This is a genomic window from Syntrophomonas wolfei subsp. wolfei str. Goettingen G311 (assembly GCF_000014725.1).
Taxonomy (GTDB): Bacteria; Bacillota; Syntrophomonadia; order Syntrophomonadales; family Syntrophomonadaceae; genus Syntrophomonas; species Syntrophomonas wolfei.
This window is the reverse complement of record NC_008346.1, coordinates 2,592,870-2,608,849: the sequence shown is the minus strand read 5'-3', so window position 1 is coordinate 2,608,849 and position 15,980 is coordinate 2,592,870. Positions and strand designations below refer to the sequence as shown.

The 15,980-nt window shown below is 40.8% G+C and carries 9 protein-coding genes; 8 read left to right on the top strand and 1 reads right to left on the bottom strand.

Features of this window, described 5'->3' with window-relative positions:
- The first annotated feature begins 118 nt into the window (after nucleotides 1-118).
- Nucleotides 119-2,887, top strand: a complete 2,769-nt coding sequence (locus SWOL_RS11695) for a toprim domain-containing protein (protein WP_011641635.1) — start codon at nucleotides 119-121, stop codon at nucleotides 2,885-2,887.
- Between the two features lie 193 nt (nucleotides 2,888-3,080).
- Here SWOL_RS11695 and SWOL_RS14475 read toward each other — a convergent pair whose 3' ends face one another.
- Nucleotides 3,081-3,332, bottom strand: a complete 252-nt coding sequence (locus SWOL_RS14475) for a hypothetical protein (RefSeq protein ID WP_155814234.1) — start codon at nucleotides 3,330-3,332, stop codon at nucleotides 3,081-3,083.
- 571 nt (nucleotides 3,333-3,903) lie between these two features.
- On the opposite strand from SWOL_RS14475, the gene SWOL_RS11690 reads away from it, so the two are divergent.
- The 7 genes from SWOL_RS11690 to SWOL_RS11660 all read left to right on the top strand — a co-directional run bounded on the left by SWOL_RS11690 (nucleotide 3,904) and on the right by SWOL_RS11660 (nucleotide 15,956).
- On the top strand, nucleotides 3,904-4,365 hold the full coding sequence (locus tag SWOL_RS11690) for a YkvA family protein (protein ID WP_011641634.1): 462 nt from the start codon (nucleotides 3,904-3,906) through the stop codon (nucleotides 4,363-4,365).
- Between the two features lie 223 nt (nucleotides 4,366-4,588).
- Nucleotides 4,589-7,264, top strand: a complete 2,676-nt coding sequence (locus SWOL_RS11685; RefSeq protein ID WP_011641633.1) for a type I restriction-modification system subunit M — start codon at nucleotides 4,589-4,591, stop codon at nucleotides 7,262-7,264.
- Nucleotides 7,261-8,502, top strand: coding sequence for a restriction endonuclease subunit S (locus SWOL_RS11680; RefSeq protein ID WP_011641632.1), 1,242 nt, complete (start codon nucleotides 7,261-7,263; stop codon nucleotides 8,500-8,502). Before SWOL_RS11685 ends, SWOL_RS11680 begins: the two co-directional genes overlap by 4 nt.
- Nucleotides 8,502-11,687 carry a type I restriction endonuclease subunit R gene (locus tag SWOL_RS11675; RefSeq protein ID WP_011641631.1) on the top strand — a complete coding sequence of 1,062 codons (3,186 nt, stop codon included), beginning with the start codon at nucleotides 8,502-8,504 and terminating at the stop codon, nucleotides 11,685-11,687. The genes SWOL_RS11680 and SWOL_RS11675 overlap by 1 nt, the downstream gene beginning before the upstream one ends.
- A 5-nt stretch (nucleotides 11,688-11,692) precedes the next feature.
- Complete coding sequence (locus tag SWOL_RS11670; protein WP_011641630.1) at nucleotides 11,693-12,376, top strand: M48 family metallopeptidase; 684 nt, start codon at nucleotides 11,693-11,695, stop codon at nucleotides 12,374-12,376.
- A gap of 136 nt (nucleotides 12,377-12,512) precedes the next feature.
- Entirely contained in the window at nucleotides 12,513-13,478 is a 966-nt protein-coding gene (locus SWOL_RS11665) for an AAA family ATPase (RefSeq protein ID WP_011641629.1), read from the top strand.
- Between the two features lie 6 nt (nucleotides 13,479-13,484).
- The gene (locus tag SWOL_RS11660; RefSeq protein ID WP_011641628.1) at nucleotides 13,485-15,956 is read left to right on the top strand and encodes a S8 family peptidase; all 2,472 of its coding nucleotides are present in this window, start codon (nucleotides 13,485-13,487) and stop codon (nucleotides 15,954-15,956) included.
- Nucleotides 15,957-15,980: the final 24 nt, after the last annotated feature.

Below are 15,980 nucleotides of genomic sequence, written 5' to 3'. Positions count from 1 at the left end.
GGGGGTATGTCATAAATAAAATACGTACTTAGTGTTACTATAATAATTTGCCAGACCAAAGCACTTAACTTAAGACTTATAGCGCGCGCGCCTCAACTAAAAGAAAGAGGTGCTAATTATGAAAATATTCCATATACTTCGGGAAATCCCCGTAGAGCAAATCATACAAAAATACACTGAATGCGAAGTATACGATGAAGGCACCTGGCAACTGGTAATTCCCTGTCCCCTATGCGGACATAGTAAATGCGGTAAGATCAATACGGATAATAACACGCTTGCTTGTTTCCGGACGGAACAATACTATCTGGATCCTATTCAGGTTACACAAAGGATCAGAGAAGTTGATGAAATGGAAGCCATTATGGCACTAGCGAATGATTTCCAGATTACATTACCTACTGATTGGCATCAGCAACTTGAAGCGCATCGGCTCAGGCAAAGGCGGAATGAAGCTTGGACAGATTTTGCTGAAGAATGTCACGAGCTTTTAACTGATGAACATCGCCAGTACTGGCGTAGCAGAGGTCTGACTGATGAACTGATCAATTCCATTAAGATAGGGTACTGTCCTGGCAATGGCTCAATCATAACGACATTGATAAGTAAAGGTTTCACCAGGCAAGAACTGTGGAATTTCGGTTTATCAGTCGGAGATGGTTCGCGCGAATTTCTCACAGTTGGTTACTACACATTACCAAACTGGGATGGGAAAAAAGTTATTGATGTCCAGGGTAGACGCAGCATTGATGACCTTACCCTCACCACTCCTAGATATAAGAACTCTTCGGGTGAGGTAAAAGCATTATATAATCCGCGGGCTCTTCAGGAAGATACGGTGTTTCTGGCAGAAGGAGTTCCCGATACCCTGAGTCTTATTCAGATGGGTTTCAATGCATGTGGCTCCTATGGAGTTGGTGGGGTAAAAGACGAATGGATACCACTTTTCAGGAAATCTCATGAGGTATTTATCGCTTTTGATAACGATGATGCGGGAAAGACTCAATCTTATAAACGGGCTAGAGAAATTGGTGATAATACCAGGATCATATTACTACCTGATGTTAAAGACGTAAATGAGTTCCTAGTCAAACACGGTATTGAACAAGGTCAAACCTTAATGCGAGAGTTAGCCGAAAATGCCAAAACAGCACTGGAAATGGATATTGATGCTCTGCCTACAGAATCCGGGAAGGTAGATGAGGATCTACTGAAGGATATAATAGCTCGTATCTTTAATTTACCGCCACTAAGACAAAACCATTACCGGGATTTAATCAGACATCACTTTGGTATGACTAAAAAGGATATCGAGCAGTTCTTTCGCCATTATCATAACTTAAAGGTTAGAAATTCCGATACTTTGGGGATAAAACGGGAGGACATTGATACCCCTCAGGTACTGCTCATCGAAGATCCAAGCTATGTTCGATTAGCACAGTCGTTTGTATTGGATAAAGTGCTGTACGCACAAGAATTTCAAGCGTTAGGTAATAACGAAGGGGAAAGTTATCGGAAACGGTCTATACATATAGTTACCAGTGATCATGAGCTTTTGCCCTTACCTGAAAAGGTTACTAAAGATCCAAATGAAATTATGATATGGAAATTAGCGGAGGATCAACTTTTATTGCGCCGTCCTTTGAATAGTGCTACCAGGCGCTGGTCCAAAACTGGAACTCCGTATTCCATAGATAAGTTTCTAAAAGGTGAAGAAGAACAGGTATCAATTAAGGATCTATATCAACGAATAGAGCGGATGTTCCGCAGGTACTACTATACTACTGAGGAATATGATTACGTTATTCTTAGCCTTTTTACGCTATTTACCTACTTTTATGAGCTGTATGATGCAGTACCTTACCTTTACCTTAACGGACAGCCTGAAACTGGTAAATCAACGATATGCATTTTGATTCAGCACTTGGCCTTTAATGGAGATATGGTCTCAAATATCTCAGCTTCGGCACTATTCAGGGAAGCTGAACAAAAACAGGTAACTCTTATCCTTGATGAACAGGAAGGTATATCGAACCGAAGAGCAAACGAGGAAAAGGGCGATTACATGAGTATCATCAAGGATGCATATAAAAGGACTGGAACTATCAAAAGACAGTCTACAATTGATTCGTCTGTTACCGAAGAGTTTACAGTGTTTAGCCCTTTAGTCATTGCTAATGTGATGGGCTTAGAGGATATTCTTAAAACCAGAACCATAGGAATCGCTACCAAGGCTGCTCCTGCAGCCACGAGGCTACAAAGGCTAAGGCCAAGTAGTAAAGAGTTTCTTGATGAGGTTCAAGTAATAAGGGATCAATGCTATTGTTGGGTAATGCAAAATCATAAGGCATTATCAGTCCTCACGACGATGGACTTTGGCGATATCCTGAACAACCGAGCCGGGGAGTTATTCCAACCGCTCTTTGCTCTGGCGACCATGATCGAAGAAATAGCTGAGGAAAGCGAAAGGTTAAATTTGGTCGAACAACTGCAAACCAGTTTACCAAGTAAACTTTTCAGAAGAGCTTCTGTACAGTCCAGAGATACCCTGGAACAGCTTAGAGACGCTTGTCTTGAACTCCTGGCTGAAAAGGGAGTAACAGGACCAGATCAAGAAGGACAATGGGTCTCTGTACTGGAGATTCTAGATAAATTGGTGGAGATAAATGATGGTCGTTATGACGATTATATGTCACCTAGATGGATTGGAGAAAAAATAGCTGCTGCTAACTTTATAGAAACTGCTGCGGATAAACAACGAAGGCAATTTGATACCTTAATTAGGGACCCTAGAACCCAGCTAGTTATTGTAAACGATAGGCCCCCAGTTAATGAAACAAAAAGAGTAATGCATTACTTTCTTCGTTATGAACTGGTATCTCGTTAACCTAAATTATATGTATACACGAATTAAGAGGCGCGCAACATCATATAAGTCTTTACCCATGTGGATAGTCTGGCAGCATGACAGTGTTTAATATATATAGCTAATTCTGACAGCCAGGTTCTGGCCATATGATCCCTTGTCTGGCATTAGGATAAGTTACAGGGCAGGAATAAATCCTGCCCTTTTCCGATCATCAATATCCAATTTCTCTATGACGTTTGGTAAGTATACTATCCTCTTTAGATTCCACTACCTCATTTAACCCCTTGCAACGATACCAATCCGGACAGATTTCCCCGGGCTGAACTTCTTTACAATTTCGCGCATATCGCCTTTTACCATTACTACAGTAGAATTGCTCGCCGTATCTTTTTGCTCTCTCCAAACCATAGGTAGAGAAGTAGCAGTTTTCATACACATGGAAGTATCCTAAATTTCTGGGCATTGCTACCACCGCCTTCTATATAAATTATATAATGGATGCCTAAATGTTGCCATTTAGTTTAGCTTACTCGATAAGTAAACCCTATTCTCCGATTTCAATTGACGTAATTAAAGTTTTGGTAAAAGAACTTTATAAGCTATAAAAGGAAGCAGGAAAATGGATGAAATAATAGAACATATTAGAAATATAGGATTATTTAGGAGAATTAATAAGCGTTTTATGTTATTGATGGCGGAGGTGAGCGCCGTGTCATGATTAATGGTTCAAGGTTTGGAGTATCACTGTACTGAGCGCGGCTCAAAGTTGATTACGAATGAGGACCTCGCGATATACAAGTCGTCGAAGCCAGGGTCTTCCAATAAATAGAATTAGATAAGAAATAATATGGTCTTAAAAGACCGTCAGGCTTAAAGGACACATATTGTTGGAAAAAGATTCATTATTTACATATTGAATGACGTCATAATGTCACTAGGTCGCTATAAAATAATAGTTACAACTTGGAAGGAGTGAGTCACTGGCTGGAATGAACTTAATAATCTAAATAATATTGAAGGGAGTCGGATACCTTTTGACAAAACAACTTACAGACCAAGTTCATAAGGATTTTTATCAACAGTTAAGAGACAGGATAATGGAATGGCTTCAGAGTGATGATGGAAAGAATCATAAGTTTGCTCAGTATATTCTGCTGGTACCAGACATGTTTCATCTTTTATGTAAATTAATAATAGATCCCGAAGTTTCTGCTGCAGACAAAGCAAAACTAGCTGGTGTAATTGTATATTTCATTTCACCAGTTGATCTGATGCCGGAAGCCATTGCAGGACCTATTGGTTATTTGGATGATTTAGCATTAACCGCTTATGCGTTAAATTCAATTATTAACAATGCGGATCCCCAGATAGTTAGGAAACACTGGGCTGGCCAAGATGACATAATGGAAGTTATAAAAAACGTTTTAGCCACTGCAGATGAAATGGTTGGTACTGGTGTATGGAGTAATCTCAAAGCACTTTTTGCTAAGAATTAAGCTATAGGATTACAAATTAATTTGAACTCATTACCGGGGAGTTGAGGATGATGAGCTATTATTTTATGTTCGTTTACTTCTTCAATCCCCGGTGTTTTATATACATTTACCAATCAACATCATAATAGCAGGATATCCAGATTAATGAGGAGAATTGGTTATAGTTAGGGGATTAATTATATTTACGTATGTCAATGCTTTAAAGTAACAAGGAGGAGAATCATTGGCTAATGAAAAAATCACACTATCTCAGCTTGAACATTTCCTTTTAAAGGCTGCTGATATTCTGCGCGGTAAGATGGATGCTTCAGAGTTTAAGGAATTCATCTTTGGTATGTTGTTTATTAAGCGTTTATCGGATGAGTTTGACCTAAAGCGTCAGAAGCTGATTAAAAAGGACTTTGCACACCTTAAGGATCAACCAGATTTAATACATGAACTCCTTGAAGATAAAACTTCGTATGGTGAAACCTTCTTTGTTCCTGTACGTGCTCGCTGGCATGAATCCTGGGTAGATGAAAATGGTGATACAGTCCCTGCCCTAAAGGATCTGAAGTATGATATCGGAAATATGTTAAACAAGGCAATTGCTGCTATAGAAGAGGAAAACGATGCTCTTGCTGGAGTTCTAAAAAACAACATTGATTTTAATGCTGTTAAAGGCAAAACTAAGATCCCTGATCAGAAGTGGAAAGACCTTATCGATCATTTTAATCAACCACAGTTCGTTCTGGTAAATGATAATTTTGAGTTTCCAGATTTATTAGGTGCTGCCTACGAATACTTGATCAAATATTTTGCCGATAGTGCCGGGAAGAAAGGTGGGGAATTTTATACCCCTGCTGAAGTAGTGCGGCTATTGGTGCAGTTAACGAAACCGGAGGCAGGAAATACAATATACGACCCAACAGTTGGCTCTGGAGGTTTTTTAATTCAGTCTTATCAGTATGTTGAAGAGCAAGGCCAAGACCCTAACGACTTAGCACTGTTCGGTCAGGACTCCAACGGTACCGTTTGGTCAATCTGCAATATGAACATGATACTCCATAATATTACACGATTTACGATAGAAAATGGTGACACACTGGAAGATCCGCTCATTTTAGATAAGGGCAAAATACGTACATTTGAGCGAGTACTAGCTAATCCGCCCTTTTCCCAAAATTACAGCCGAGCTAACATGAAATTTTCTAATCGGTTCTGGGAATGGTGTCCTGAGACAGGTAAAAAGGCTGATCTTATGTTTGTACAGCATATGTTGGCCAGTCTTAAACCTGATGGGCATATGGCAACCATTATGCCTCACGGTGTTTTATTCCGAGGCGGTAAAGAAAAACTTATCCGCGAGATACTGATTAATGACGATGTGATTGAGGCTATTATTAGTCTGCCACCCGGATTATTTTATGGAACAGGTATACCAGCCTGTATATTGGTGTGTAACAAGAGTAAACCAGACTCACTGAAAAATAAGGTTTTATTTATCAATGCCGACCGAGAGTACGCCGAAGGTAAGGCGCAGAATAAGCTACGCCCTGAAGATATTGAAAAAATTGATTTCGTATTCACTAACAAGCTAGAAATTCCTAAATACAGCCGCCTGGTTACCAAGGAAGAAATCGTGGAACCCCATGACTATAATCTTAATATTCGTAGGTATGTAGACAATACCCCGGAGCCCGAACCGGAGGATGTACAAGCTCATTTGATCGGCGGAATTCCAGGAACTGAAGTTACCGCAAGGGCCGAAGATTTTGAACGTTTCGGGGTCCAGTATGACACTTTGTTTAAACCTGAACGTCTCGGTTATCTTACATTTATAGACTCCATCACTGATAAAACCGGAATCAAGACTATACTCGAATCGGATCCTGCACTTCAACAGACTTTTAATAAACATGGTGATGCACTGGAGAATTGGTGGTCGGTTGCCCGTGATATATTTAGCGGACTACGTAACGGAAAACGGATGCCGGAAGTCCGTCAGGAACTGCTGATTATGCTTAAGAACAAGCTAATACCATTAACAGTACTTGATGAATTCAAAAGTGCTGGGGTATTCGTGAACTGGTGGCAGCAGATCAGATACGACCTAAAGACCATCATTTCAACAGGATGGCACCATAGCCTTATACCTGACGAATATTTAATATCGGAATACTTCCAGTCGGAGGCCGATGAAATTGAGACATTAGAAGCAGAGATCAGTGAGATAAAAAGTGAATTGGATGAAGCTGTTGAAACGGCACAGGAAGTGGCTGGTTATGAGCCCGAAGAGGACGAGTCAGTAACTGCAACTATAATTAAGAAGGTACTTAAAGATCTGATTAATGACCTTAAAGGTAGCGAAGGAGAATCAGCTCGTAAGGAGCATGGACAGCTTAAATCCCAGGAAAAGGCTATTAATGATATCGAGAAGCGCATCAAGTATAGTAAAGCCTTGTTAAAGAGAAAAACTGATGAATTAGAGTTTAAGATCCAGCTTAAACGCCTGGGAGGAGATGGTTTTAAATTAGAAAGCTGGGAACTTATTCAGCAGGTGGATAAGCAATTAGCAGACCTAGACCCTAGTAAAAAGGCAGATAAGAAAAAAATAATAGCCTTGAATAAGGACAGAAATGCTCTTGAGGCTAGAATTGCCAAGACTGATAGTATTCTTTCGACTATCGGCGGAATGCTCACTGAAGAAGAAGCCCAGGAACTTATTTTGAAGAAACTCTATGATCTGGCTCAGAATGAATTGAACCGTTATCTTAATTCTGAAAAACGAGCGCTTATTCAGGTGGTAGAAAATCTCTGGGACAAATATGCCGTTTCCAGCAAAGCATTGGAAAAACAACGGGCCGCAACTATTGAGACTCTAGAGGGTTTTTTGAAAGGGTTGGGGTATTTGTTATGAAACCTAAAGAGTGCGAAAAAACACAACTGCGGAAAATAGTGACTATTGAGAAAGGTAAGCCTCCTGCCAAGCAACCTTTCTTTGAACAGAACGCTGAGTTATATCTAACGCCAGAATATTTGAGAGGAAGGAATTTGGCAGAACCTGTCCTCCCCGGCTCAAATGCAGTTCGGGTTAAAGATGGTGATACGATTCTCTTATGGGACGGATCAAATGCAGGAGAGTTCTTTAGAGCTAGAGAAGGTGTCCTTGCATCTACCATGGTACGAATCTGGCACGATGACACATACGATAACCAATACTTTTATTACGCAGTTAAGAACTGGGAACTTTTTCTTAAAGGGCAGACATCAGGTTCTGGTATTCCCCACGTAGATAAAGAAATTCTCGGTAACATCGAAATTTTAAAGTACTCCAAACCTGAACAGACTAAAATTGCTAAGATCCTATCAACGGTGGATGAGGCAATTGAACAAATTGAAGCCTTGATTAACAAGCAACAGCGTATTAAAACTGGTCTGATGCAAGAACTTCTCACCCGTGGTATCGATGAATACGGTAATATTCGCTCGGAACAAACCCATAAATTTAAAGACTCCCCCTTAGGTAGGATTCCGGTGGAGTGGGATGTTATTCCTTTGGGTGATTTAATCGAAGCTATTGATCCGCAGCCAGATCACCGCACCCCACAAGAAGTTTCCGGTGGTATTCCGTATATCGGTGTTAGTAATTTTAATAATGATGGAAGTATTGACTTTACTAACGCTAGAAAAGTATCAATAAAAGCCTTTAAGAAACAACAGGATTCTTTTTCTGTTTCTGAAGGTGATTTTATCTTCGGTAAAATAGGTACTATCGGAATGCCAAGCCGTTTACCTACTTCTACGCAATATGCCTTAAGTGCTAACGTTATATTACTTAAACCCCGAGAGACTCCTGCCTTTTTTTATTGGTGGATATCATCACCTATTGTTAGTAAAATGGTTGAACTTGAAATCCATAGCACATCACAAGCAGCTTTTGGTATTAAGAAAATGAGGACTTTAAATTTGCCAAGGCCAAACAAAGATGAGCGTGAAAAAATCGGGAAGGTATTGGATACTCAAGAGCTAGTTAAGCTCAATACAAAAAGAGATTTATATAAACTTCACTCCCTGAAAACCGCTCTTATGCAAGACCTTCTCTCGGGGAAGAAACGAGTCACTCCGCTGATAAATGAAACGGAGGTGATTACCTAATGAGTCAGTACAAAACACCTGAGTACATAAGGATCGACGAGCGTAACAGTGTAGAAAAACCTCTTCTCGATCAGCTTGCAGGGCTTGGTTGGGAAATCATCGACCTTGACCGACAACAGCTTCCAACGGATAGCTATCGCGACGATTTTACCAATGTAGTCATGCTACCGATTCTCCGAGAACAACTTACGGTTATCAATCCCTGGTTGGAAGAGGATCAGATAGAAGAGGTAATTAAACAACTAACTGGCAGTTTTCCAGGAACAGGTCTGATTCAGAATAACCGATATGTATTTGACTTACTGTTGGAAAACACCAGTGTCAGCGAGAATCGCCATACCGGAGAAAAAAGCCCCACGGTACATTATATCGACTTTGCAAACCGGGATAATAACCGCTTTATTGCTGTTTGTCAGTTTAAGGTCCGCATACTGGGTACTGAACATCATATTATCCCTGATATTGTACTATTCCTTAATGGATTACCGGTAGTAGCTATCGAATGTAAATCACCCAGGGTTAAAGACGCCATTCCCGAAGCCATAGACCAGCTCATGCGCTACAGTGAACAGCGAGGTGAAAAGGGTGAAGGTAGCGCACCGCTATTTTACTATAATCAGATTATTATTGCGACCTGCCGTAATGAAGCCAAGTTTGGTACTATAACTACACATAGTGAGAAATACTTTTATCGTTGGGCTGATCCTTATCCCCGTACAATTGACGAACTGGACCATGCAGGCAGCAGCCCTAATGACCAACAACGATTGGTAGCTGGTATGTTGGACCACGATAATTTACTCGATCTTATACGTACCTTTACCCTCTTTTCCGCCAACGACAAAGGCGAAACCATAAAAATTATGGGACGTTATCAGCAGTTCCGTGCTGTCAAACTAGCTGTAAAAAGGCTATTGGAGGGAAAAACCCCGCGTGAACGAAGCGGCATAATCTGGCATACTCAAGGCTCTGGAAAATCATTAACTATGATGTTCATGGTTCGCGAAATGTATCGCCATACTGAGCTTTCAAAATGGAAGGTGATTTTTGTCACCGACCGTACCCAACTGGAGGAACAGCTATCCGAAACCAGTCAAAGTATCGGATTTACAGTTAAGGTAGCCGACAGCATCCGGAATTTAAAAACACTTATGCGTTCCGATTCCTCTGATCTGGTTATGGCTATGATACATAAGTTCCGGGAAGCAGATCTTACTGAGACCTTTCCGGAATTAAATACTAGCCCATATATTCTGGTAATGACTGATGAAGCTCACCGTTCTCAATATGCCATGCTGGGAGCAAATCTCGATAAAGGCATACCTAACGCTGCCCGTATTGGCTATACAGGTACCCCGATTGATAAAACTGAACGCGTATTCGGTGACTACATAGATAAATATACCATGAGACAGTCCATTGAAGACGGTGTGACTTTGGAGATTGTTTATGAAGGTCGTACTCATAATGCTGAAGTAACAGATCAGGAAGAAATGGATGCTGCCTTTGAGGATGTTTTTAGTGATTACAATCTTCAGCAAAGGCTGCAGATTTTAGGTTATGGTTCCCGTGAAGCCTACCTCGAAGCTGAGCCTACTATCGCTGCTAAAGCGGAAGACATGGTAGCTCACTATCTTACTCATGTATTCCCCAATGGGTTTAAAGCACAAATTGTTGCCACGTCACGTGAGGCAGCAGTACGTTATAAGAAGTTCGTTGATGCGGCTCTGTCTAACGCTATTATCGAATTGGAAAACAACAATCCTTTGAGACTTGATTTAGATAGACTCAGAAAGCTTAAGACGGATGTCATTATATCCGGCAATCATAACGACAAAAAGCATTTGAAAGTGTACTCAGACAAGTCCAAGCATGAGGTTAGTATAAAGAGTTTTAAATTATCTTTTGATGCCGAAGAGAACGGGGTTACCGGTGACATGGGTATTATCATAGTTAATAACATGCTGCTGACTGGCTTTGATGCACCGGTCGAACAGGTGATGTATCTTGATAGGGTGATCGTTGCTCATAACCTCCTCCAGGCTATCGCTCGCGTTAATCGTGTAAGTGGCACTGGTAAGGATAAGGGGTATGTAGTTGACTATGTTGGTATTGGTCATCATTTAAGAAGGGCTATTGATAACTACGATGAAAGGGAGCAAAAAGAGGTAATTGATACCCTCAGTTTCCCCGAAGAAGAACTACGCGATCTCGTTACCAGTCATAAGGCTGTTATGGAACTTATAAGCAATTATGGTCTTAAGGACCTATCTGATTATGATGCGTTTTTTGATCTGTTTTATGACGAAGATGCCCGCTTTGACTTTATGTTGGTATTCAAACAGTTTACACGGTGCCTGAACCTGGTGTTTCCTTCTCGCGAGGCCTTAAAATATATGGCAGATTACCAGGCCCTTAATGAAATTAATGTTTTGGCCGCCAAACATTTTCGTGATGAGCGCCTAAGTATGAAAGACGTTCCTCCAAAGCTGCGCAGCATTACCGACCAGTATCTGGAGTCGAAAGGCATTGATGTAAAGGTTAAACCTATTTCCATTCTTGATGACGACTTTGAAAAGCAGGTCGGAAAACGAAATCGTGCCAAAACCAAAGCAGCTGAAGTGGAGCATGCAATCCGGCACCACCTTGATATTGAACTGGACGATGATCCTGACCTGCAAGCGTCCTTCTCTGCAGCACTAGCGGAGATATTTCAACAGTTTCGTGATAACTGGCAGAAAATATATGAGGAGTTAGAGAAACTGCGAATCCGTATTATTAATGCGAGTAAGGAACCTACCTATGGTCTTCACAGAAAGAAGCAAATGCCATTTTTTAGGATGTTTAATAAAGAAATATTTGGTGCAGGTGATGCAGACCACGGCAAGACGAAATTTGAGGCTGCAGATGGAAAGGGTACATATACTGTAAATGAAGAAGACAAAATTAGCCTACTAGTGGATTTGACTCAAGAGGCGTTTTTTATTGTAGAACGTGAATTAAAACTTACCGGGTTTTGGGGAAGTATCCCTGCCCGTAACAAGTTAAAAGCGGAGTTGCAACGAATGTTGTTGTCAGAAGAATACATAATATTACCTAATGTTGTAAAGAACCGTCATCATATTATCAGCCGAATAATGGAAATAGCAGAAAAGAATAACGACATAATTTTGTACGCGGAGTGATAATAATGAATCTGCAATATAACATAAAAAGGTCAGGCAAGCGGCGAAAGCTTACGATTACTGTTGACCGCGATAGAAGCATTATAGTTCATGCACCAAAAGGTATTTCAAATGAAAAGATAGCAGAAGTAGTTGAATCCAAAAGACAATGGATTTATGAAAAACTTGGTAATCCTCAAAAATACCAGGGCTTACCACATCCTCCGGGAAAAGAGCTGGTAAGCGGAGAATCTGCTCTCTATTTAGGCCGAAATTACAGAATAGAGGTAGTCAAGTCAGGATTAGAGGAAGTGCAATTTGCTCAGCGTTTCCTTATTCCGGCCAATTTTACTGCAGACAGAACAGAAGCATTACGTGACTGGTATATAACTCGCGCCAAAAATAAGATTATTCCACGGGTTAAGAAGCATGCCCTCAATCTAGGGGTCGAAGTCAATAATGTAAAAATCGTAGATAACCGCTATCGCTGGGGTTCATGCACCATAAATAATAACATCAATATAAACTGGCGACTTATCAAAGCACCTATGTTTGTCATTGACTACGTCATTGTCCATGAACTGGCGCATCTTCTGGAGGCCAACCATACACCCCGGTTCTGGAACATCATTCGAGCGCAAACTCCAACGATGGATAAAGCTAAGGCTTGGTTGAAGGAGAATGGGCAATTGCTGGAGGAGATAATTTAACTATTGTTACTCTTATTTATTAGCGAACTAATAGTTGCCCGTGTCTATCAATACGAAGATTCATTCCCTTAGGTGCAAAATTATATGTCTTGAAGTAAGATAGTCTTAGAAACACTGAAGGAAAAGGTGCTAAGAAATGGCAACAGCAGAGCAAATTAAAGCATTAATAAGGAACCATTTTAGTGATAACTCGGAGCAGTTTGTCACTATTGCTCTTCAGATAGCTGCTCATGAAGCTCGCCAGGGCCACACTGAAATGGCTCATGAGATTCGTAAACTAATTGATAAGGCTAAATCAAGACCTACAGTGATAACAAGACTACCTGTTGAACTTAGCGGGCTTATTTTCACGGAAGAACCACAGATACCATTAAGTGCTTTAGTACTTAACGAAGATATGAAATCCAGAATAGAACGTATTATAATTGAGTTTCGCCAGCAGAACAAGCTTAAACGTTATGGGCTTTTGCATCGGCGTAAGATTCTATTTACGGGTGCACCGGGGACCGGTAAGACCATGACGGCAAAGGTGCTGGCCACTGAACTTAGCCAACCGCTCCATACAATTCAAATAGACCGTTTGGTAACTAAATTTATGGGTGAAACCAGTGCGAAATTACGTCAGATATTTGATCTAATACGTGAGATCCCAGGGGTATATCTGTTTGACGAATTCGATGCAATAGGTAGTGAACGAAGTTTAGAAAATGATGTAGGGGAAATGCGAAGGGTATTAACTGCATTTCTTCAGTTCATAGAAAATGATAATTCAGATAACCTTATAATTGCGGCTACTAACAATTTACGTCTATTAGACCGTGCCTTGTTCAGGCGTTTTGATGATGTTATTAATTATGAACTCCCTGGGCAAGAAGAACGCTCCCTTTTGATTGCAAATTTGCTAGGAGCTTTTATCGATAAAAGATTCCCACTTGAAAAGGCTGCAGCGGCTGCTTCAGGTCTTAGCCATGCTGAAATCGATAGGGCCTGTAGAGATGCTATGAAATCCGCGGTACTTGAAAATAAAAATCGTATTAGCATTAATAATTTAACCAAAGTACTAAACGAACGGCATACCGCGTATCAAGGCCGGGAGGTATAAGTACTAATGCCAGTAGAGAAGTATAGGCACATATTTTTGGAGAATGGACCGGAGGCTCAAGGATTTACTACTCCCCCTAAAGTTGTCAACAAGGACCCCAGTCTTAAAAAGGACGCTGATACGCATAGCGCAGATCTTACCAGGCAGTTTGGGGAGGCCTGGCGGCAAGCTGAAGGTGAACAGGCTAATATACATAGGGATCGGAACGGCATTTATATTGAGTTCAAAAGTGATCCTGGTGCAGAATTAGTTACCAAGAGTCTTGAGGATCTCCGCTCAAAAAAGGTACGGTTGCTTAATGTGCGTGAAGACTTGGAAGATGACCAGAAAGTTACCTACGCTACAGTATATGTATCCCATGATAAGCAAAATCATTTTCTGGATAAAATTGAAGCATATGCGAAAGAATCAAAACACATAGACCTTATTAACAGTATAGCGGAAATACGGAAGGCCCTCCTAATTCAGTCATTCTGGACTGATTCTCCAGAACTTGTACCTAAGGATAGTAAAGAATGGTGCGAAGTGTGGTTGAGCAGTGACAATCCAGATATCTTGGCTGAATTTGAGCATATATTAACTGAGGTAAACATTAAGTCAGCAACAGGTTTTATTCGATTTCCAGAACGAATGGTTAAACTAATATTGGCTAATAGGCAAGATCTGGAGCTTCTTACCAGAGAATATGATTACATCGCAGAATATCGACGTGCAAAAGAGACCGCATCATTCTGGGTAAGTATGCCTAAGCGAGAGCAAGCTGATTGGCTCCGTGACTTACAAAGACGCTTGGAAGTTGTCGATGATGCTGGGTTAAGCGTATGTATTCTTGATACAGGTATTAATAATGGGCATCCTTTATTATCTCCCGTATTAAGAGATGAAGACTGTTTAACAGTTGAACCTCATTGGGGTGAAGATGATCATGATGGACATGGAACCTTAATGGGAGGAATTGTAACTTTCGGTAATCTAGAAGAATGCCTTGTTAGTGAACAAACAATTAAAATACCCCATCGCTTGGAATCGGTGAAAATTCTACCAAGGCCACCGCACACGAATAGTCCGGAACTCTGGGGTCATATTACAGCCCAAGCAGTAAGTAAAGCTGAGATTCAAGCCCCACATAGAATTCGGATATGTTGTTTAGCAATAGCTGCTACCGATACCCGAGATCGAGGACGTCCGAGTTCATGGTCCGGCCAGATAGATAATTTGGCCTCAGGCGCTCATGAGGAAGATAATGTTAAACGATTATTTATCGTATGTGTTGGAAATATAACTGATTTACAACTCGCTTTGGATTACCCGAACGCACAACTTACAGATTCGGTTCATGATCCAGCCCAGTCATGGAACACCTTGACTGTAGGGGCATTTACTGAACTCGACGACATTATAGATCCTACATTGGAGGATTATTTACCGGTAGCTAGATCAGGACAACTTTCTCCTTTTACTACTACTTCGATTACATGGGATAATAAATGGCCGAATAAACCAGACATAGTGATGGAAGGGGGAAATCTTTCTCATGATGGTCAGGGTAATTATGATGAAAGCTACGACCTTTCACTTCTTTCCACCTTCTATGATCCAACAAGAACTTATTTCGCATTTCATAACATGACAAGTGCTGCCACCGCAAAAGCTGCCTGGTTAGCAGCTCAGATTTACAGTCTTTACCCCCATAGCTGGCCAGAGACAGTTAGGGCCTTAATGGTTCATTCTGCAGAGTGGACAGATCAATTAAAACTACAGTTTCTGCTGGATGAAACCAAAGGATCATATGCTAAATTATTACGTATATGTGGATATGGGATACCTAATCTTGATCGAGCACTGTATAGTGCCAGCAATTCATTGACGCTGATTTCTGAGGCAGAAATTCAGCCTTATGAGAAAAAAGATGATAATAGTGGATACAGAACCAAAGAAATGCATCTTTATGACTTACCATGGCCTAAAGAAGCCCTGGAATCATTACCAGATAATACTGAGGTTAGGATGAGAGTTACCCTATCATATTTCGTAGAACCAGGACCAGGGGAGATTGGATGGAAAGATCGTTATAGATACGCTTCATATGGCTTACGGTTTGATGTTAAATCACCTACGGAAGATATAGATCAATTCATTCGGCGTATTAATGCAGCAGTTCGTACCGAAGAAGCGGGTCATCCTGGTACACAAAGCGCAGCAGAGCATTGGTTGATAGGTTCTACTGGACGAGACAAAGGCTCTATACATTCTGATATTTGGCAAGGAACAGCTCGGGAACTAGCTGAATCGGGTGTTATCGCTATTTTTCCTATAATAGGATGGTGGAGAGAGAGAGCACACCTAGGACGAGTTAGTAAACGAGCACGATATAGCCTTATAGTATCTATTACTACCTCGGCTGAAGATGTTGATATTTATACACCCGTTGCCAATATGGTAGGTATAACAATACCCGTAACAGTTGAAGCTTTTTAAAAGATTACTCATAGATCCTCTAAC